Here is a 19,896-nt window from a genome sequence, read left to right as displayed (position 1 = left end):
GGCAGTGCCGCGGCCCCGATTCACCGAGGTTATTGCGTATTCTTCGATATTCCAATTGGCGAAAATAAAATCGGCGATTCGTGATATTCGAACCGCGCGCGGATATCAAATCGATGCGGCGGCCGACTCCTCGATCGCCTCGACGGCCCCCTCGCCCCGGGCCGCGAGTTGTTGGATGAATGCCCGAGCCACCGGGCTCGGCGCGCGACCGCTCGGGGTGGCGATGTGGATTCGGCGGATGGCCCACGACTCGTCGAACCGCAGCACCGCCACCCGAGCCAGCGGAACGTGGTCGAGCAGGCATTCGGGAACGACGGTCACGCCCAGACCGGCGTCCACCAGACCGATCGCGACCTCACCGCTGCGCACCCGATGGGGAGACCGGAACTCGCCGCCGAGCCGTTTGGCGGCCGCCCGGAACGCGCCGACCATGGCGAGCGGTGCGATCAGACGCTCCGACGCCAGATCCTGGAAGGTCACCGCGGTCTCGGCGCCGAGCGGATGCCCCGGGGGCACCACCGCGACGAGCCGGTCCTCCCGATACGGGATGACGTCGACGCCGTCGAGGTCCAGATCGCAGGCCGAGGCGAACACACCCAGATCCGCGTCGCCGCGGGCGACCTGCCGCGCGATATGGACGTTCTCGGTCTCGTGCAGACCCACCTCGACCCGCGGATACTCCCGGCTGAACGCGCCGATCTCACTCGCCAGGAACGGCACGACGATGGTGCGCGCCGACACGATCGACAACTCCCCCTGCACCCCCTCGGTGATCGCCGCGATCTCCGACCGCATGGCGTCGAGACTGCCGAAGATCGACCGCACGTAGCGCTCCAGTACCGCACCGGCCGGGCTCGGGACCACGCCCTTGGGCCCGCGCTCGAGCAATTCGACCCCGGCGATGTCCTCGAGAACCTGGATGCGTTTGGTGGCCGTGGACGGCGCGATGTTCTCCCGGACCGCCGCGAGACCTATCTGCCGTTCTTCGATGGCCGAGAGAAACAGCCGCAGCGTGAACAGGTCGACTTGGCGAATCAGGTGCAGCCTGTTGAACGTTCCCATCCGGACCTCGCGAATCATCGGCGGGATCGGCGTCGACCCCTTCGAGCTCGATCACACCGCCACCGTCTCTGTGGCGCGAATCACTACGATTCCGTATCGTACATTATATGTACGAATGACGTGTTCGTATATGTGAACGGCGATGGGACAACCGGATGACGACCAGGCAGAAGACGGCCGCGCCGAGCGCACCGCAGGAACACCGCACGGTGTCGCGCGTGGTCACGATCCTCGAACTCGTCGCCCGGACGCCCGCGGGGATGACGCTCGCCGAGCTGGCGACCGCGCTGGAGGCCCCGCGATCGTCGGTGCACTACCTCGCGAAGGGTCTCGTCGCCGCCGGGTATCTCACCGACGCCGGTGTCTACACCCTCGGCCCGGCGGTCGAGACGCTGCTCGGCGCGCGGTCGGCCTCGGTCGAGCACGCGGCGCGGGCCGATCTGGAGGCACTGCATCGCCGATTCGACGAGACGGTCCTGCTGTGCCTGCGCGCCGGCGAGCAGATCGTGTACGCCGACGCCATCGAATCCACCCGTGCCATCAGGTTTTCGGCGCGCGTCGGCGAACGCCGCGCGCTGTACCCGTCGTCGGCGGGACGCTGCTTCCTCGCCTACGGCGATCCGACGTTTCGGGACGGCTACCTCGCCCGCCACATCGGCGACGCCGCCACCCGGCGACGACTGCACGACGAATTCGCGCGCACGCTGCGCGACGGCGTCGGTTTCGCGGATCGGCACACCACCCCGGACCTCGGCGGAGTGCACGGGCCGGTGTTCCGCAACGGGGTGCACGTGGCCGTGGTGACCGTCGCGGGTCCGGCGGCTCGCATCGATGCGCGGCTGGGCCCGATCACCGAGGCGGTCGTCGCCCACGCCCGGCACATCACCGACCGGTTGACGTTCTCGCCGTAGGTCTTCGGCCGCAACGAATTCCCCCTTCGAGATTTTTCAATTGGATCGGCACATGTCTGTGATTAGGCTCACGACAACACTTTCGGTGTCCAGAAATCGATACGTTCACGCCGGGCCGACGGCGCTCACCCTCGACGCCGAGATCGGGGTCCGGAAATCAGGAGCGAAATGAGTACCGAGCGCAGCCTCGAGGACAAGATCCGGTGGGTCATCGACGTCGAAGAGATCAAGATGCTCATGTCGAAGTACTGCCAGGGCATCGATAAACACGACGAAGAGATGTTCATGAGCATCTGGGCCGACGACGCCGTCTACGTGCTGCCGCGCGGCGAGGGCAAGGGCATCGAGGGGGTGCGTGAACTCGTTCGCAAGGTATGGCAGCAGGTGCCGCGGTGCCACCACCACATCACCAATCCGGTGATCGAGTTCGACGGCGACACCGCGACGGCCCGGACCGATGTGACCTACTACCGGTTGACCTCCGACGGAATCCACCAATTGCTCTCCGGCGGTTACGATTTCGTCTTCGCTCGGATCGACGGCGGGTGGCGGATCCGGCGGATGGAGTTCGCGAGTTTCGTCTCCCTCAGCCCGATCTTCAAGGAAAACGTCCTGGGCTGAAAAGCCCGGTCGCACAGCCCCATTCGAAGTTGGAGATTCCCATGACCACGACCGCGGAGGCGACGGCCGTCGCCCTCGGCGCCGCCGACCGGCCCGGCGAACTGTTGATCGACGGCGCGTGGGCGCCGTCGGTGTCCGGCAAGACCTTCGAGGTGGTCGACCCCGGAACCGAGAACGTCATCACCCGGGTGGCCGAGGCGACCGCCGCCGATGTCGACACCGCGGTGCGGGCGGCGCGCCACGCCTTCGACACCGAGCGCTGGCTCCGGTTGTCCTCGACGCAGCGCGGAGTCGTGCTGTGGCGGGTGGCCGAGCTGATGGAAGCGCGCATCGACGACCTGGCGCGACTGGAGAGTCTGGATGTCGGACTTCCGGTCTCGCAAGCGCGATTGATGGTCACCGAGGCGATCGCCCAGTTCCGGTATCAGGCGGGCTGGGCGGACAAGATCCACGGCCGCACCGTGGACATCGGTCCGGGCGAGCGACGCTTCCAGGGCTCGACCTATCTCGAGCCGATCGGCGTCGTCGGCATGATCGTGCCGTGGAATGGGCCGCTGATCGCGATGTCGATGAAGATCGCTCCGGCGCTCGCTGCCGGCTGCACCTGCGTCCTGAAACCCTCTGAGCTGGCGCCCCTTTCGGCGCTCGCGCTCGGCCGCATCCTGCTCGAGGCGGGCGTTCCGGACGGCGTGGTCAATATCGTCACCGGCTTCGGTGAGGCGGGCGCCGCACTGGTCGAGCACCCGGACGTCGACAAGATCAGTTTCACCGGCTCGACACTGGTGGGCCGCAAGATCGTGGCCGCCGCGGCGGGCAATCTGAAGAAGGTGTCCCTGGAGCTGGGCGGCAAGTCGCCGGTGATCGTGCTCCCCGACGCCGATCTGGAGACCGCGGTCGCCGGAATCGCGTTGGGAGTCTTCTGGAATTCCGGCCAGATCTGTAGTTCGGGCACCCGGCTGTTCGTCCACGAGTCGGTGTACGAGCAGGTCGTCCAGGGCGTGGCCGAGGCGGGCCGTGCTCTGAAGGTCGGGTACGGCACCGAGCCGGACGCCGACCTCGGCCCGCTGATCTCCCAGCGGCAACTCGACCGCGTCTGCGGCTACGTCGACAGCGGCATCGCCGAGGGCGCGCGAATTGTCAGCGGCGGCAAGCGAATCGGTGAGCGGGGCTACTATTTCGAGCCGACCGTCGTCGCCGATGTCACCCCGGAGATGAGGATGATCCGCGAGGAGATCTTCGGCCCGGTCCTCGGCGCGATGGCCTTCACCGATATCGACGAGGCCGTCGCGATGGCGAACAACACCGAATACGGCCTGGCGGGCAGCGTCTGGACCCGCGACGTCGCGCACGCCCACCGCATCGCCCGCAAACTCCGCGGCGGACGGATCGGCGTCAATGTGCACCGGGCGGGCGGTGTGCAGATGCCGGTCGGCGGGTTCAAGCAGTCGGGGTGGGGCCGGGAGAACGGGCCGGAGGCCATCCACGAATATCTCGAGACCAAATCGGTCATCACGTTTTTGGATCGCTGATCACACATACCTCACGACCCCACGAACTCAGCTCCTCGTGTAACCGGAAATCAAGGAGAAATGTCATGCGGGTACGTGGTGCGGTGATCAGGACGTCGCCCGGAGACCTCGAGGTCGTGGAGATGGAACTCGACGATCCGCGTCCCGACGAGCTTCAGGTGAAGATGGTCGCCTCGGGCATTGCGACACCGTCATCGTGATGGGTGTCGGCGGCATCGGCGCCAGCGCGGTCCAGGGCGCGAGATTCGGTCGGCGAGGCCTTCTCGGCGATCCGCAAGGCCGGGACGGTCGTGGTCACCGCGATCGGCCCGCACGAGGCCATGGGCGCCCCGATCTCGCCGCACGAGCTGACGCTGTCGCAGAAGCGGTTGCAGGGCTCGCTGTTCGGCGCGACCAACGGGAACTGGGATGTGAAGCGGTTGCTGAGCCTGTATCGGGCGGGCGCGTTGAAACTCGACGAGATGGTGACCCGCACGTACTCCCTCGACGAGGTCGCGCAGGGCTACCGGGACCTGCACGCGGGCATCAACATTCGCGGTGTGGTCGTCTACGGGTGAACCGATCCGGCGGCTGTCCATTGAATTCTGTCGAATCACCGATTCGAAGAATACGAATTGACCTGTCCCACAACCGCTGACACCATCGAATGAGCGTAATAGGCGGCTGTTTTCGGAGGAGTTGGGTCGATGAGGACACGGGGCGCGGTGCTGCTCGAATCTCCAGGGCGATACGAGATCGTCGAACTGGAAATGGACGATCCCCGGCCCGGGGAGATTCGGGTGAAGATGGTCGCCAGCGGCCTGTGCCATTCCGACGACCATTTCGCCACCGGGGACCAGACGCCGGGCATCCTGCCGATCGCGGGCGGACACGAGGGCGCGGGCATCGTCGAGGCGGTAGGCCCCGGCACCCTCGGCTTCAGCGAGGGTGATCACGTCGTCTTCTCCTTTCTGCCGGTCTGCGGCCGCTGCACCTGGTGTGCGAAGGGCCTGCAGAATCTGTGCAATCTCGGCGCGTTCCTGGCCACCGGTGCGCGTTTCGACGATCCGACCTCGTTCCGTTTGTCGCTGGACGGCCGCCCGGTGGGGCAGCTCGCCGGGCTGGGCACGTTCTGCGAACACGTCACGGTGTCGACCGCGTCGGCGATCCGGATCGATCCGTCCATTCCGCTCGACGTCGCGGTCCTCACCGGGTGTGGGGTCGGAACGGGATGGGGTGCGGCGGTGAATTCCGCGGCGGTGCGGCCCGGCGATGTCGTCATCGTGATGGGTATCGGCGGCATCGGCATCAACGCCGTGCAGGGCGCCGCACACGCCGGAGCGAACGCGGTCATCGCGGTCGACCCGGTGGAGTTCAAACGCGACTCCGCGCTGAAATTCGGTGCCACGCACGCGGTTTCGACCATCGAGGAGGCCACCGAACTCGCTCGGTCGATGACCGACGGCCAAGGCGCGGACTCCTCGATCGTCACCGTCGGTGTGACGACAGGGCGGCATATCGGCCAAGGTCTGCAAGCCGTGCGCAAGGGCGGGACGTGTGTCGCGGTCGGAATCGGCGACACCTTCGTCAAGGACGGCGATATCAACCTTCACGAGCTGACGCTGTCGCAGAAACGATTGCAGGGCGCGCTGTTCGGCGCCTGCGCGCCCACCGCAGACATCCCCGCGCAATTGGCGATGTACCAGCAGGGCAAACTCGAGCTGGCGGGACTCGTGACCACGCGGTACTCATTGGATCAGATCAATCAGGGCTTCGACGATATGAAGGCGGGCCGGAATCTGCGCGGGGTCATCGTCCACGACAGCTGATTCCGGCCCGTCTCCGTCAGACTCCGATGAAATCGTGGTAGCGGAAGGTGATGTCACCGTCGAGCATTTCGAGGAGTTCGGTGATCACACCGGTCTTGTCCCGCCACGCCAGGTAGTTCTCGAAATGCTCGCGGCTGTCCCATTTCTCGACGAACAGGATTCGATTCGGCTCGTCCTGGTTGCGCGCGATTTCCACGGTGATATTGCCCTCGAAGCCGCGGGTTCCGGGGATGTGTTCGAGGAACCAATTACGCAGATCGTCATAGGATCCCTCTTTCGCGGTCATGTCGATGCTCACCTGAATTGCCATGAAATTCTCCTGCGACAGCAGCCGATAATGATGCTCCGACAGTAACCTGCATCACAGCCCGAACCAATTGAATAGTCTCGAAATCCTGATTCGACAAGATCGAACCCGGCCGGGTGGCCGTCGTCCTGCCGGGGAAGGATCTCTCCCATTGTCGGCGGCCCGCATCGGGGCGAGTCTCGTTGTGTGCCCATCGAGGCAGACCAACTCCCGAAAGGACAACCACCGTCATGCAGACCAGCGTGAGCTTTCCGAGCAACGGACTCCGGCTCGCCGGAATCCTGTTCACCCCGGACGACCGCTCCGGTGAGCGGCTGCCCGCGGTCGTCGTGTCCCACCCGGGCGGCGGGGTCAAGGAACAGACCGCCAGCGTGTACGCGCGGCGGCTGGCCGAGCAGGGTTACGCGGCGCTCGTGTTCGACGCCGCCTATCAGGGCGAGTCGGAGGGCGAACCGCGCTTCCTGGAGGATCCCTTCCAGCGCGCCGAGGACGTGAAGTCCGCGGTCACCTATCTGACCACCCGTGACGACATCGACGCCGGCCGCATCGGCGCGCTCGGCATCTGCGCCTCCGGCGGCTACGTCCCGTTCGCCGCGCAGACCGACCACCGCATCAAGGCCGTCGCGACCGTGAGCGCCCTGGACATCGGCGACTACCTGTCCAACGGCCTGGGCCGCACCCAGGATCCGTCGGTGCTGGACGAGATGCTGGACGCCGCGGGCGCGCTGCGCACGGCGGCGGCGCGCGGCGCGGAGCCGACCTACCAGATCTGGGCGCCGCCGACCGCCGAGGGGCTTGAGGACGCGCCGGACCTGTTCCGCGAGGCGCACGACTACTACCGCACCCCGCGCGCACAGCACCCGCGGTCGGAGAACAAGTGGCCGCTGCAGAGCATCGACCGCATCGCCCACTTCGACGCCTTCGCCAAGATCGCCATGATCGCGCCGCGGCCGCTGCTGATGATCGCCGGATCGAAGGCCGACACCAAGTACTTCAGCGACGAGGCCATCGAGAAGGCGGCCGAGCCGAAGGAACTGTTCGTCGTCGACGGCGCGTCCCACATCGACCTGTACGACCGGGACGAGTACGTCACCCCGGCCGTGGAGAAGCTGACGGAGTTCTTCGGCAAGAACCTCGCGGGCTGATCACGGCAGCAGGTATCCGACGCCCGCCCCCCGAAATCTCTTGGGGGGCGGGCGTTTTCGCGGCTTGCTAGTCCGCGGCGGGCGGGGTGCCCAGGACCAGACCGTACGCGCGACGGCTCACATCACCGGACAGATCGATGGTGATCCCCTTGTCCTGGGTGAATTCCCCGAGGGCGTCGGGCCCCAGCTCGCGCCCGGTGCCGGACTGCTTGTAACCGCCGAAGGGCAGGTACTGGGAGATGTTGTGGTAGTCGTTGATCCACACCGACCCCGCCTCGATCCGCCGGGCGACCTCGAGCGCGCGTTGGTTGTCGCGGCTCCACACCGCCGCGGCCAGGCCGTATTCGGTGTCGTTGGCGATCTTGATCGCCTCGTCGACCGAGTCGTACTTCAGCACCGACAGCACCGGACCGAAGATCTCCTCGCGGGCGATACACATGTCGTTGGACACCCCGGTGAACACCGTCGGCTCGATCCAGTAGCCCTTCTCGAACTCGGTGCCGGCCGGTACGCCACCGCCGTAGGCGACGGTCGCGCCCTCGGCCTTGCCCTTCTCGATGTACCCGAGGATGCGCTCGTGCTGGGCCTTGCTCATCACCGCGCCGATATCGGTGGCCGGGTCGAGCGGATTGCCGATCTTCAGCGTGCGCAGCCGCTGGATCAAGCGGGTCACGAACTCGTCGTGGAGTGATGCGGGGAGCAGCAGCCGGGTACCGGATTCGCACGCCTGACCGGCGTGCAGCAGGAACGCGTAGATCGAACCGTCCACCGCCGCGGTCAGATCGGCGTCGTCGAGCACGATGTTCGGGCCCTTGCCGCCCAGCTCGAGCAGCACCCGCTTGACATTGCCCGCCGCGTCGGCCATCACCTGACGGCCGGTGGCCGTGGAACCGGTGAACGACACCAGCCGCACGTCGGGATGCTTCACCAGGTGTCGGCCCACGGTCGGGCCGTCGCCGACGACGACGTTGTACGCGCCGTCCGGCAGGCCCGCCTCGCGCAGGATCCCGGCCAGTTCCAGCGCGAAGATCGGCGTCTTCTCGTCGGTCTTCAGCACCACGGTATTGCCCGCGGCCAGCGCCGGAATCGACTTCCACACGGCGATGAGGGCGGGGAAGTTCCACGGCACGATCCCCGCGCAGACACCGAGGGGCTCCTTGCGGATGAAACTCGCCGAGAGCACCTGACCGGTGACCGGGCCCGGGCGCTCGAACTCGTAGGTGCGGGTCAGCTCCGCGTAGTGCCCGAGGTGCACGATCGGGAAGCCGACGCCGATCGCGCCCGCCACGCGCACCGGCATTCCGGTCTCGCGGCTGCTCAGTGCCGCCAACTCCTCCATCCGCGCGCTCAGTGCGGCGATCACCCGGTCGATCACCGCGGCCCGCTCGACGGGCGCCGTCTCGCGCCACACCCCGGACTCGTGTGTCCGCTTCGCGGCCGCCACCGCCGCGTCCACATGGGAGGTGTCGGCCCGGGCGACCGTGCACACCACCTCTTCGGTGGCCGGATCGATCACCGGAATGATCTCCTCGGACTCCACCCATTCCCCGCCGATGAACATGCGGTAGTGCGGAACTCCGTTCCGATCCACGGCGACCTGTTCGGTCGATGTCGCGGTCATCTTCACCTCCAGCTCCCTGACCGTGCCGGCCGATGCGTTCGGCCACGACTCGACCGTAAGAGGGCGCGACCGGGGAAAATGTCCAAGAATCGGACAGCCGGGGATTCAGGCGATGCGCAGGGCCCGGATCCGGTTGTAGAGCGTCGACCTGCTGATGCCGAGCGCGCGCGCCGCCCGCAGTTTGTTGCCGCCCGCGGCCTCGAGCGCGGCGACGATGACGTCCCGTTCCGCCTCCCGCAGCGGCGACACGACGCCGTGGCCGCCGCGATGGGAGGCCGGGAGATCGGACGGAATGACATCTCCGGCGGTCCGCACCCCGGCGACGGCCTCGACGACTCGGCGAAGTTCGGCGATATTGCCGCGCCACGGCTGCGCGGCCAACACACGCAACGTCTCCGCGGTCAATCTGACCCGGCCGGGGGCCGACAGCTCGGCCATGAATTGCTCTGCCAGGCGCGGGATCTCGTGGCGGCGCCGCCGCAGGGGGATCAGATCCCGGCGGTCGTTGCACAGGGCGAGGAGCGGGGCGTGCACATCGTCGAGGTGGTCGCCCGGAGTGGACGTCAGGACGACGGGTCGTGGTGTGGTGCGGACCAGGCGGGTGAGCAGCGCCGTCATCCGCTCGGACAGCAGGTCGATGTTCTCCACGATCACGACCGGTCCGTCGCTGTTCAGCGCGGCCCGCAGGTCGCCGGCCCACGCGGATTCGCCGCGCAGCACGACATCGGTCGCGTCGAGAGTCGTCGCCCCGGGCCCCGCGGTTCGCCGGGCGTCGGTGGTGCGGCCGCTGCCCGGTTCGCCGACCACGATCAGCGGCCAGCGCGCCCGCCGGTGGCCGATCACGGAAACCGTTGCGGCGGTGGGTTTCTCGGTGACGATATCGATCAGGACGCCGTCGGCGCGCTCGACCGGCGTGCAGATCAACCGGACCCGGCGGCCCGAGGTCAGGGTGATCGGGACACTGCGCTCTCCCCCGGCGCGGACCCCGTCGGCGCAGGCGCGCACGGTCGCGTGATCCGGGGCTTCGAGCAGATCGAGCGCCGACGGCGAGGCCAGGACGACGCCGTCCCCGACGACGACCACGCAGCGCCCGCGCCGGGCGGACGCCGCTTGGAAGGCGCTCATCAATCTGGTCTGGGCGCGCGGCGAGCGGGTCTGGAGGCGGTCCTCGATATCGCGAACCATCCGCCGGGCCAGCGGTACGGGGAGCCGATCGTCCTCGTCGATCAGGCCGCCGATGCCGAGCACACCTTCCAACCTGCGGGTGACCGGGTGGAAGATCGGATGCCCGTAACAGGTGAAGTCGCGGAAGGCCGCCGAGTAGTGCTCCCGCCCCCGGACCAGCAGGCCCTGGCGGATCTCCACCGGTGTGCCCAGCGCGTTGGTGCCGATGACATCCTCGCCGAGCCGCACTCCCGGCCCGATTCCCAGCTCGTCCAAGGCGCCGCGAATCGTCGCGTCCGCACACCGCAGGTCGACCACGCGGGCGGCGTGGTCGGCGAGCACCAGGGCGACGGGGCTGCCGTCGAGTTCGGCGGCGGCCTGCCGTAATGCGCGGCCCGCCGCCCGCGCGAGACCGCCCTCGGGATCGACGTCCTCGGACATCAGGGACGGTTCGGAGTCCTCGCCCAGGCCGTGCAATCGGGATCGCGCCCACGACGAGGTGATCTCCGCTTGTTGCACGAGAACACCACCTTCCCGCCCCGGCCGTCGACCAAGGCGTTGAACATCATATTTTCTCCATCGTGCCTGATACACCGAGGCGTCGGAGCGGAATCCGGAACCGGAGCGTTCGAGCTACAGTGCGACGGTGGATTCAGCATGGCCGCGACCGAGCCAGCGGACCGCACAGTTGATGCGGAACGTCGCCGAGCGTTTGCTGGCCTCGACGAACGCGGCGGTCGAGGAGGTGTTGGCGGCGGCGCACCGGGGAGCCGAATATCGCGCGATGCTGGATGATCCGCAGCTGGTGGCGGCGGACCGGCACATGAGCAAGGCGTATCTGCTGCACTGGTTGTCGGCCACCTTGCAGGATCCGGGGGCGCGGGTCGGGCCGTGTCTCGATCCGGAGGTTCTGCAATTCGCGCGGGATCTGGTGCGCCGCGGGCTGGACACGCACGACCTCGGTTCGTGGCGGGGCGCGCAGCACGGGGCGTGGGACATGTGGGTCGAGGCGTGTTTCGCGGAGACGACCGTCGTGGACGAGCTCCGCGACCTGATGAAGGTGTCCGAGCGGTCGATGGCGACGTTCATCGACGATTCGATCGCGGCGCTCGACGCGTATGTCGAGCGGGAGCGGGCGGATCTCGCGCGGGGGGCCAGCGCGGAGCGGCACGCCACGGTCCAACTCCTGCTCGAGGGCGCGCCGATCGCCCGGGCGCGGGCCGAATCGCGGCTCGGGTACCCGCTGACCGGCAGCCATGTCGCCGCGATCATCTGGAGCGATACCCCCGACGAGTCCGCGGGACTGGACGCCGCCGCCGAGATCGTGATGCAGATGTGCGCGGCCCGGCGTCGGATCACCCTGAACGCGAGCGCGACCGCGCTGTGGGTGTGGGTCGCGGCGGATACGGTCCCGGCGGCGGAGACCGCGGAGGCCGAACTGGCCGCCCGCCCGGGGATCCATGTCGCGTTCGGACGGTCCGGGCGCGATCTCGACGGATTCCGCCGCAGCCACCTGGACGCCGCGTCCGCGCAACGGTTGCTGGCGCGGCTGGGCTCGGCGCGCTCGGTCGTCCGGTACGAGGACGTCGCGTTGGTGTCGGTGCTCACCGCCGATATGGCACAGGCCGATCAGTTCGTCGCCGACACCCTGGGCGACCTCGCGACCGCCGACCCGGTGTTGCGGCGGACCGTGCTGACCTACGTCCGGGAACGGTTCAACGCCTCCGCCGCCGCGGAGCGAATGTTCACCCACCGCAACACGATCGAGCGACGACTGGCCCGCGCCGATCAGCTGCTGCCCGCACCGCTGGCCGACAATGCCGCGAGCGTGGTCGCGGCGCTCATGCTCGTGCAGCTGCGGGATTGACGCCGGTCGATCACAAGGGCAGGTCCGGCGAGTCGACCCCGACGACCCGATCTCCGCAGAATACCCGTACCGATTCCGCGGGTCCGTGCCCGCCGATGCCGGACGAATCCCAGAAACTCTGGGCGGAGTCGTCGCCGAGGTCGGCGATCTTCGCGCCATTGACCCGCACCTCGCCGGATCGGAGGCGGGCGCCGATCGCGATCGCGCGGTCGGTGTCGGCGCCGAACACGTAGGCGTCCAGGCCCGAGGGGTGCGCGTTGGCGGCGCGCAGCGCGTCCTCGTCGGAGTCCACGCCGTGCACGGAGACGACCGGTCCGAACAGTTCGGCGGTCGTGCGGTCCGGGTCGGAGCCGGTGGCGATCGTGGGCGACAGGAAGAAGCCGGGCAGGTCGGGCAGTTGCCCGGGTTGGTCGATCTCGGCGCCGAGTCCGCGCAGGTCCTCGATCCGCTGGGTCAGGGTGCGGTAGTGCGGTTCGTTGGCGATCGGGCCGATGTCGGTCTGCGGGTCGAGCGAGTGCCCGATCCGCAGTCGCGCGATGCGCTCGGCGAGGGCCTCGCGCAGGGGATCCACCAGGCGATGCGGTGCCAGGACCTTGCCCGGGCCCTCACACCACTGGCCGTTCAGGTTCGTCATGCCGGTGAGGATGCCGTCGGCGGTCACGTCGAGGTCGGCGTCGTCGAGCACGAGCACGGGGTTGTTGCCGCCGAGTTCGAGCTGGAGGACCTTGAAGTCCTCGGCCGCGGCGCGAGCGATCGCGCGCCCGGCGCCGGGACCGCCGGTGAAGGACACCACCCGGATCCGGGGGTCGCCGGTGAGTGCCGCACCGATCTCGCCCGCGCCGTGCACGAGTTGCAGCGCGCCCTCGGGCAGTCCGGCCGCGACGAAACACTCCACGATCACCTGCGCGCTGGCGGGGGCGTGCTCGGACGGCTTGAGCAGCACCGGGCATCCCGACGCCACCGCGCTGGCGACCTTCGCCGCCGGGATGAAGCTGGGGCCGTTCCACGGCGTGAGGATCGCGGCGGGTCCCCACGGCACCCGATACAGCCGGACGTCGCGCCCGCCCGCGGCGAGCGGGGCGACACGGGGGATCGCGCGGGCCTCCGCGGCGGCGGCCCGGATCCGGGGCGGGAGGAACGCGGCGAGGGTGCGGGTGGCGGTGATCGCCGTGCCGCTGGTGAGCGCGTCGGTGCGGGCGATCTCCTCGAGCCGTCGCTCGACATTCGCCGCGGCCCGGTCGAGCGCCTCGGCCCGCTCGCGGCGGAAGTCGTCGTCGGCCCAGCGCTGCGTCTCGTAGGCGTGTTGGGCGTGCCGGAGGGCGCGTTCGAGGTCGGCGGGTGGCGTGGTCGCCGTGCGGTGGATCGGCTCGCCCGTGTTCGGGTCGAGATTCCACGCGTCGAGCGGGGCGCACGGCACCCACTCCCCCGCGATGTAGTTCACCGGCCGCGGGAGGGTCGGGGTGGTCATCGGGTCTCCTCCTCGGGGCGGCCGGACGCGGCCGGCATGGCGACGACGATGCGGGTCACATCGCCCGATTTCATGGCCTCGAAGCCGTCGTTGATCCGCTCGAAGTCGATGACCTCGGTGACCATCTCGTCGAGCAGCAGCCGACCGTGCCGGTAGAGCCGGGCGAACTGGGCGATGTCCGCGCGCGCCTGCCCCGAGCCCATGTACGAGCCGATCAGGCGCTTCTCGCCGAAGAAGAAGTCGGCCGCGGGGAGGGTCAGCCGGGTGCCCTCGGGGGCGATGCCGACAAGGCAGGCCGTGCCGGTGGGGCGGACCACGTCGAGCGCGGCGGCCGCGGTGCGGGCGGACCCGACGGCCTCGAAGGAGTAGTCGACGCCGTCGCCCAGCAGGGCGCGCACCTCGGCGGCCAGGTCGTCGGCGCCGCCGTTCAGGGTGTGGGTCGCGCCGTAGCCGCGCGCGGCGCGCAACCGCTCCTCGTCCAGATCGATCGCGACGATCGCCGACGCGCCCGCGAGCCGCGCGCCCTGGATGACGGCCGAGCCGACGCCACCGCAGCCGATCACCGCCACCGTGGCCCCGGGCCGGACCCGCGCCCCGCGGAACACCGCCCCGACCCCGGTGACGACGCAGCACGACAAGAGACAGCCGACCCGGGTGGGCACGTCGTCGGGCAGCGGCACGACGGCGTTCGCGCGCAACAGGATGTGTTCGGAGAACGCCCCCACGTCGCCGAGCCGGGCGACCGGCGTCCCGTCGGGCAAAGTGTACGCGGGCCGGGGGCGGCGGCGGATCTCGGCGAGCCGCTGGCACTGGGTCGAACGGCCCGCGTCGCAGTTCGCGCACGCGCCGCACGAGGGGGTGAGCGCGCCGGTGACATGATCGCCCGGCCGCAGGTCGGTGACGGCCGCGCCGACGGCCTCGACGATCCCGGCGACCTCGTGTCCGACGACCACCGGCGGTTCGATGGCGACGGTGCCGGTCATGTAGTGCAGGTCGCTGTGGCACAGCCCGACGTGCGTGACGGCGATCCGCACCTCGTGCGGTTCGGGGTCGTCGACGTGGATCTGGGTCAGGTGCAGCGGTTGGCCCACGGTCGTGAGCACGGCCGCGCGGGTGGTGATCATCGGTTCTCTCCGGTCGTCGTGGCGGACTTCCTGGCGTTCCAGAAGCCCTGGATGCCCGCGGTCAGCGCGCCGCTGTGCCACGACGCGTCGGCGGCGGCGTCCTCCAGCGCGAAGGCGCGTTCGATCTCCACCGACGAGGGCCGCAGCAGCGCGAGGTGCAGGGCGGTGTTGTTGCCGCCCTCGGGGGTCCAGGCGTGGACGGTGTCGATCGCGCGGTCCACCAACTCGTCCGGCTCGACGATGTGATCGAGCAGACCGATCCGCAGCGCCTCCTCGGCGGCGATGCGCTCCGAGCCCAGGACCATCCGCATGGCGTGCGTGCGCACGATCCGGGGCAGCAGCAGGCTGGACGCGTTGGAGATGGTGAGGCCGCGCGCGTTCTCCGGCTGGAAGAACGTGGTGTCCGGCGTGCCCAGGCGCGCGTCACAGCACAGCGTGATCTCCGAGGCGCCGCCGACCGCGATGCCGTTGATCGCCGCGACCACGGGGACCCGGGTCTGGATCACCGCGCGGGTGACGTCGTGGAAGCTCTCGAAGGTCTCCCGCATCTCGGCGAACGTGGTCGGCGGCGCGCCGAGGTCCTCGCCCGCGCTGAATGCCCGGCCCGTGCCCGTGAGCACGATGCCCCGGGCCCGCTCGCCGGTGCCGTACTCGCGGATGAGCGCGGCCAGGCGCAGGCGCATCCCGACCGTGAGCGCGTTGAGTTTCGCCGGGCGGCACAGGGTGATGACGGCGGTCTCGCGGATCACCTCGACGCGCACGAGTTCGGCCGCGTCCGGCGCTGGTCCCGGGGAGAGTGGTTCGCGCTCGTCCGGCGCTGGTCCCGAGGAGGGTCGTTCGCGCTCGTCCGAGGCTGGTCCCGGGGAAGGTCGTTCGCGCTCGTCCGAGGCTGGTCCCCGGGAGGGTCGTTCGCGCTCGTCCGGCGCTGGCCCCGGGGAGGATCGTTCGCGTGCGCGCAGGTCGAAGGTGGTGCCAGGGTTCTCGGCCGCGCGTGCCTTCAGCGCGGGCTTGGCAACCCGCTCGGACGGGGTGCGGGGGAAGTCCGCGACGAATTCGACGTAGCGCGGCACCTTGAACGGCGCGAGCCGCTCCGCGACCCGGCCGATGATCGCCTCGGCCGTCGCCCGGTCTCCGGTGCCGCCCGCCGCGAGCTGGACGAATGCCTTCACCTCCTCGCCGAGCACCGCATCGGGCTCGGCGACGACCGCGGCCGCGACGACGGCGTCGTCGGATTCCAGCGCGGCCTCCACCTCGGCGCTGGCGACATTCTCCCCACCCCGGCGCACCATATCCTTCATGCGCCCCACCAGGCGGATCTCGCCGCGCTCGTCGGCGACCGCGAGATCGCCGGTGTGCAACCAGCCGTCCCGCAGCGTCCGCGCGGTCTCCTCGGGCCGGTTCCAGTAACCGAGCATCATCGGCGCGCCGGACACGGTCAGCTCGCCCGGGGTGCCCGCGGGCACCTCGACGCCGTCGGCGTCCACGATCCTGACCCGCTTGGTCGGCACGGGCCGCCCGAGGCCGCCGGTCCCGACGCACGCGGTGTCGTCCAGCGGGCTGATCAGGTCGATCCCGCTCTCGGTCATGCCGTAGACCTCGCGCCAGGGCGCGCCCCAACGGTCCTCGAGCCGGGCGTGCAGGGCCGGGGGAATCGCGGAGCAGAGCACCACGCGCAGGTGGTTGTCCCGGTCGGCGGGGGTGGGCGGCTGCTTGAACAGCAGGGTGGGCATCGATCCGAGCACGTAGCAGAAGGTCACCCGGTGGCGGCGCACATCGGCCATGAATCCGGACGCCGAGAACCGCGGCAGCACCACCAGCGGCGCGCCGACGGTCAGGGCGAGCACCGTATTCCACTGCGGGTCCATATAGGAGAACGGCTGCGCGGTGAGCAGCACATCGCAGTCGCCGAGTCCGGTGGCTTCGGCGCAGTGCCACGCGATGTGCGTCCAGTAGTCGTGGGTCAACATGCACGCCTTCGGGAATCCCGTTGTGCCCGAGGTGTATTGCAGGTTGGCCAGGGTGTCCGGGGTGATGGCGACCTCGGGGGCGGTGGCCGGGAAGCCCGCGTCGGCACCGTCGCCGACATCGACGACGCGGAGGCCCGCGAGAGCGCTGTCCTCGGACACCACCTCACGAACCAGCGGCAGATGCTCGGCGTCGGTGACGATCACCCGCGCGCCGGAGTCGCGCAGCACGAACGCCAGATCGGCCGCGCGATACGCCGAGTTCACGGGCACGGTGACCGCGCCCGCCGCGAGCACCGCGAACCAGGTGAGCGGCCACCACACCACATTCGGCAACATGATCGCGACGCGATCGCCCGGTGCCACGCCCTCGGCCTCGCGCAACCGGTGCGCCAGCCGCGCCGACGCGGCGACAACCTGCTCGTAGGTCCTCGACTCGTCGCCGAAGCGCAGCAACTCGGCGCGCGGCGTGCGGGCGGCACGGTCGGCCAGCAGGCCCGTAACCGTGCGTATCCGGTCGGTGTCAGTGGTCATTCTCGGCCTCCCGCCGTCTGCTCGATTCGTCGACGATCCAGGTCAGGGCCGGATCGTCCCGTTCCATCCACTCGGGGTGCCACTGCACCCCGAGAACCGGCGCGCCCGGTGTTTCCACGACCTCCACCACCCCGTCGGGTGTGCGACCGGTGACCACGAGCCCCGCACCGCAGCGGTCGACGGCCTGGTGATGCCACGAGTTGGTGACGGCGCTGTCGCCGAAGATCCGCGCGGCCGTCGAACCGGGCTCGAACCGCACGCGGTGCCCGGCGTCGCCGTCGGTGGGCGCGGCCAGCGGCGACAGATGCGGCACCGGGCCGGGCGGCAGATCCGCGACGAGCGTCCCGCCCAATGCCACATTGAGCAGTTGCATCCCCCGGCACACCCCCAGTACGGGAATGCCGCGGTCGAGGGCGGCCCGAACCAGGGCGAACTCGTAGTCGTCCCGTTGGGGATCGTGCGCGTGGGTATCCCGCCGGGGGTCGACGTCCCGGACCACGGACGTATCGCCGCCCCACCGAGCCGGGTGCACATCCTGGCCGCCGGAGATCACCACCCCGGACAGCCACCCGCACACCTCCCGCGGATCCGCGTCATAGGGCAGATGCACCGGCACGCCGCCCGCTCGCGCGATACGCGTAGCGAAGTCGGACATGAACGAGTCCGTGCACGCCTCGCCGTACCGGTCGTCCGCCCCCGCGATCAGCCCCAGCCGGAACCGGCGTCCGGTGATCCCGATCAATGGCTTGCGGCTCATGGGAACTCGAAGTAGCGACGGGACTCCCACGCGGAGAGTTCGGCGTACGGATCCCCGCCCTTGGTGTGGAACTCCATCCACTCCCACCGGCGCGAGGCCACCCAGAAGTCCACGAACTCGTCGCCCAGGTATTCGCGGAGCACCTCGTCGCGATCCAGCGCCGCGATGGCCTTCGTGATCGAGTCCGGGATCCGCGCGACCCCGCTGTCGTCGGGCAGGCACCACGCCATGTCGTCGACCTGCGGCGGGGCCTGCATTCGACGTTCGATTCCGGCCACGACCCCGGCCAGCACACCGGCCAGCGCGTAGTACGGGTTGACGTCCGATCCGGGCAGCCGGTATTCCAGCCGCGAGTACTTGGGGTGCCCGACGATGGCCCGCACCGCCGCGGTCTTGTTGTTGACGCCCCAACTGATGGTGGTCGGCGGTCCGCTGATATCGACCAGACGCCGATACGAGGTGATCTGCGGTAGCGCCAACAGCGTGTTTCCCGCCATCGTGGCCAGCAGCCCGCCGACGGCCCGCAGCATCACCTCGGACGGCCCGTCGGGGGCGAAGAACTGATTCTCCCCGTCCCGGTGCAGGGAGAGGTTGATGTGCGAGCCCTGCCCGAATCCGGCGGTCGGCTTGGCCATGAACGTCACCGAGCGGTCCTGCTCGAAGGCGACCTCACGCATCACCTGTTTGGTGCGCACCCACGAGTCGCCGAGGTTCACCGGATCGGTGGGCGCGAGATTCAACTCGGTCTGCCCGGCGGCGGCCTCGTCGGTCCACGCCTCCCAGAGAATGCCGAGGTCGTCGAGCCGGTCGGTGACCGCGTCCATGTAGTCCACCCAGTCCTTGGACCGGGCCAGGTGGTAGGTCGCGCCGGTGTCCCCGCCGAGCGGGGTGAGATCGCGGTAGCCGCGGGCCCGCGCCTGCTGAACGGACTCCTCGAACAGCGTCGTCTCGATCTCCACCGCGACCGTGGCCGTGTAGCCGAGCCCCCGCAGCCGCTCGATCTGCCCGCGCACCATGTTCCGCGGGCAGATCGGCACCGGGCGCCCGTCCCGGAGCCAGTAGTCGCCGATGACGGCGTCGAGGCCGGGACGCCACTCCACCAACGTGTCCATATCGGGGATCATCGCGATGTCGTAGAGATTGCCGCGCCAATCGGGGAAGGCGTCGCCGAATACCAACCCCTGGCCCAGGTCGATCGCGAACAGGATGTCGGCGAAGGCGAAGCCCGACTCCCGGCCGGAGGCGAACTTCGCGGGCGTGATGGTCTTGCCCAGGAAACTCCCGTCGTGGCCGGTGGCCTCCAGGCGGATCGCCTTCGTGGGTATCGCCCGCTCAGACATCGAATCGAACCTTCCACGAGGCGGCCGTCATGACCGACATCTGCGAGAGCGTCCCCTGGACCCGCAGACCGGCATCCAGGGCGGTGAGGAAGTAGTCCGTGCCGGTGAACACGCCCGCCAGCGCGTGGGGCGTACCGACCATGCGGTACGTGTTCTCACCCGCGCCGAACCGGGCCTCCTCCGGGCCGTCCGGTCCGAGCGCGACCGCGACGAGAACGTCCGGGATGCCCCGGATCTCGCGGGTCACATCCCAGAACCGTTCGGCGGCCACACGCCACGAGGGCAGCGGGGGCCGCAGCGCGCGCAACGCCCCGGCGGCGATATCCGCGTCACCGTCCGGCTCCCGCGTCGGCGCGAAGCGGGCCTCGAGGTCCACGACCAGCGTCGCGTCGGTCGGCGCGAACACACCACCGGTCACGGACACGGCACCCTCGGTGAACGTGACCGTGGCGGCCTGCGGAGTGTCGTGCGAGAGAACGGCGACCGTCCCGCTCCCGCGACCGAGCACCTCGGGCGCGTGACCGATCCGCACCGCGTCCCGCAGCGTCCGGCCGAGCAGCCGGACCACAGGCGTGGCATCGTCATCGATCCGAACCGGCACGCCCTGCGTCACCGGTGAGATCGTCGGGCTTTCCGTCAATGTCGTACCTTTCTTCGGCGGCGAATCCTGTTGG

The 19,896-nt window shown here is 69.5% G+C and carries 18 protein-coding genes; 8 read left to right on the top strand and 10 right to left on the bottom strand.

Annotated features, from left to right (window positions below; translation table 11 throughout):
• Positions 1–105: 105 nt before the first annotated feature.
• On the bottom strand, positions 106–1,080 hold the full coding sequence (locus tag ACFYTQ_RS33735; RefSeq protein ID WP_387369671.1) for a LysR family transcriptional regulator: 975 nt from the start codon (positions 1,078–1,080) through the stop codon (positions 106–108).
• A 137-nt stretch (positions 1,081–1,217) separates the two neighbouring features.
• Between ACFYTQ_RS33735 and ACFYTQ_RS33730 the strand changes: the two genes are divergently transcribed.
• From ACFYTQ_RS33730 to ACFYTQ_RS33705, 6 genes are all read left to right on the top strand, one after another.
• Positions 1,218–1,973, top strand: a complete 756-nt coding sequence (locus ACFYTQ_RS33730) for an IclR family transcriptional regulator (RefSeq protein ID WP_387369669.1) — start codon at positions 1,218–1,220, stop codon at positions 1,971–1,973.
• A 168-nt stretch (positions 1,974–2,141) separates the two neighbouring features.
• Positions 2,142–2,594, top strand: coding sequence for a nuclear transport factor 2 family protein (locus tag ACFYTQ_RS33725; RefSeq protein WP_387369667.1), 453 nt, complete (start codon positions 2,142–2,144; stop codon positions 2,592–2,594).
• A gap of 41 nt (positions 2,595–2,635) precedes the next feature.
• Entirely contained in the window at positions 2,636–4,123 is a 1,488-nt protein-coding gene (locus ACFYTQ_RS33720) for an aldehyde dehydrogenase family protein (RefSeq protein ID WP_387369665.1), read from the top strand.
• A gap of 65 nt (positions 4,124–4,188) precedes the next feature.
• The gene (locus ACFYTQ_RS33715; protein WP_387369663.1) at positions 4,189–4,323 is read left to right on the top strand and encodes a hypothetical protein; all 135 of its coding nucleotides are present in this window, start codon (positions 4,189–4,191) and stop codon (positions 4,321–4,323) included.
• A 3-nt stretch (positions 4,324–4,326) separates the two neighbouring features.
• Positions 4,327–4,680, top strand: coding sequence for a hypothetical protein (locus ACFYTQ_RS33710; protein ID WP_387369661.1), 354 nt, complete (start codon positions 4,327–4,329; stop codon positions 4,678–4,680).
• A 129-nt stretch (positions 4,681–4,809) separates the two neighbouring features.
• Positions 4,810–5,931 carry an NDMA-dependent alcohol dehydrogenase gene (locus ACFYTQ_RS33705; RefSeq protein WP_387369659.1) on the top strand — a complete coding sequence of 374 codons (1,122 nt, stop codon included), beginning with the start codon at positions 4,810–4,812 and terminating at the stop codon, positions 5,929–5,931.
• Between the two features lie 16 nt (positions 5,932–5,947).
• Here the strand turns inward: ACFYTQ_RS33705 and ACFYTQ_RS33700 are convergent, their stop codons facing one another.
• Positions 5,948–6,241, bottom strand: coding sequence for a putative quinol monooxygenase (locus ACFYTQ_RS33700; protein ID WP_387369657.1), 294 nt, complete (start codon positions 6,239–6,241; stop codon positions 5,948–5,950).
• Between the two features lie 227 nt (positions 6,242–6,468).
• Here ACFYTQ_RS33700 and ACFYTQ_RS33695 point away from each other — a divergent pair, with 227 nt between their 5' ends.
• Positions 6,469–7,383 carry an alpha/beta hydrolase gene (locus tag ACFYTQ_RS33695; protein ID WP_387369655.1) on the top strand — a complete coding sequence of 305 codons (915 nt, stop codon included), beginning with the start codon at positions 6,469–6,471 and terminating at the stop codon, positions 7,381–7,383.
• A 67-nt stretch (positions 7,384–7,450) separates the two neighbouring features.
• On the opposite strand, the gene ACFYTQ_RS33690 is transcribed toward ACFYTQ_RS33695, so the two are convergent.
• Positions 7,451–9,004, bottom strand: a complete 1,554-nt coding sequence (locus tag ACFYTQ_RS33690) for an aldehyde dehydrogenase family protein (protein WP_387369653.1) — start codon at positions 9,002–9,004, stop codon at positions 7,451–7,453.
• A gap of 105 nt (positions 9,005–9,109) precedes the next feature.
• Entirely contained in the window at positions 9,110–10,687 is a 1,578-nt protein-coding gene (locus tag ACFYTQ_RS33685; protein WP_387369651.1) for a sigma-54-dependent Fis family transcriptional regulator, read from the bottom strand.
• Positions 10,688–10,814: 127 nt separating this feature from the next.
• Between ACFYTQ_RS33685 and ACFYTQ_RS33680 the strand changes: the two genes are divergently transcribed.
• Positions 10,815–12,035 carry a helix-turn-helix domain-containing protein gene (locus tag ACFYTQ_RS33680; RefSeq protein WP_387369649.1) on the top strand — a complete coding sequence of 407 codons (1,221 nt, stop codon included), beginning with the start codon at positions 10,815–10,817 and terminating at the stop codon, positions 12,033–12,035.
• Between the two features lie 10 nt (positions 12,036–12,045).
• Here ACFYTQ_RS33680 and ACFYTQ_RS33675 read toward each other — a convergent pair whose 3' ends face one another.
• The 6 genes from ACFYTQ_RS33675 to ACFYTQ_RS33650 are packed head-to-tail and all read right to left on the bottom strand — an operon-like array spanning position 12,046 to position 19,862.
• A complete protein-coding gene (locus tag ACFYTQ_RS33675) occupies positions 12,046–13,503 on the bottom strand; it encodes an aldehyde dehydrogenase family protein (RefSeq protein WP_387369647.1) in 1,458 nt (485 codons plus the stop codon).
• Complete coding sequence (locus ACFYTQ_RS33670; protein WP_387369645.1) at positions 13,500–14,627, bottom strand: Zn-dependent alcohol dehydrogenase; 1,128 nt, start codon at positions 14,625–14,627, stop codon at positions 13,500–13,502. Before ACFYTQ_RS33670 ends, ACFYTQ_RS33675 begins: the two co-directional genes overlap by 4 nt.
• Positions 14,624–17,125 (bottom strand): AMP-binding protein, encoded by a 2,502-nt coding sequence (locus tag ACFYTQ_RS33665; RefSeq protein WP_387369643.1) that lies wholly within the window; start codon positions 17,123–17,125, stop codon positions 14,624–14,626. The genes ACFYTQ_RS33670 and ACFYTQ_RS33665 overlap by 4 nt, the downstream gene beginning before the upstream one ends.
• A complete protein-coding gene (locus tag ACFYTQ_RS33660) occupies positions 17,115–17,882 on the bottom strand; it encodes a gamma-glutamyl-gamma-aminobutyrate hydrolase family protein (protein ID WP_387369641.1) in 768 nt (255 codons plus the stop codon). The genes ACFYTQ_RS33665 and ACFYTQ_RS33660 overlap by 11 nt, the downstream gene beginning before the upstream one ends.
• Entirely contained in the window at positions 17,879–19,222 is a 1,344-nt protein-coding gene (locus tag ACFYTQ_RS33655; RefSeq protein ID WP_387369639.1) for a glutamine synthetase family protein, read from the bottom strand. The genes ACFYTQ_RS33660 and ACFYTQ_RS33655 overlap by 4 nt, the downstream gene beginning before the upstream one ends.
• A complete protein-coding gene (locus ACFYTQ_RS33650; RefSeq protein WP_387369637.1) occupies positions 19,215–19,862 on the bottom strand; it encodes a hypothetical protein in 648 nt (215 codons plus the stop codon). Before ACFYTQ_RS33650 ends, ACFYTQ_RS33655 begins: the two co-directional genes overlap by 8 nt.
• Between the last annotated feature and the right edge of the window lie 34 nt (positions 19,863–19,896).

It is taken from the genome of Nocardia sp. NPDC004068 (genome assembly GCF_042874315.1).
Lineage (GTDB): Bacteria > Actinomycetota > Actinomycetes > Mycobacteriales > Mycobacteriaceae > Nocardia.
Note: the sequence above shows the minus strand (reverse complement) of the source record. Positions and strands in the feature narration are given on the sequence as shown.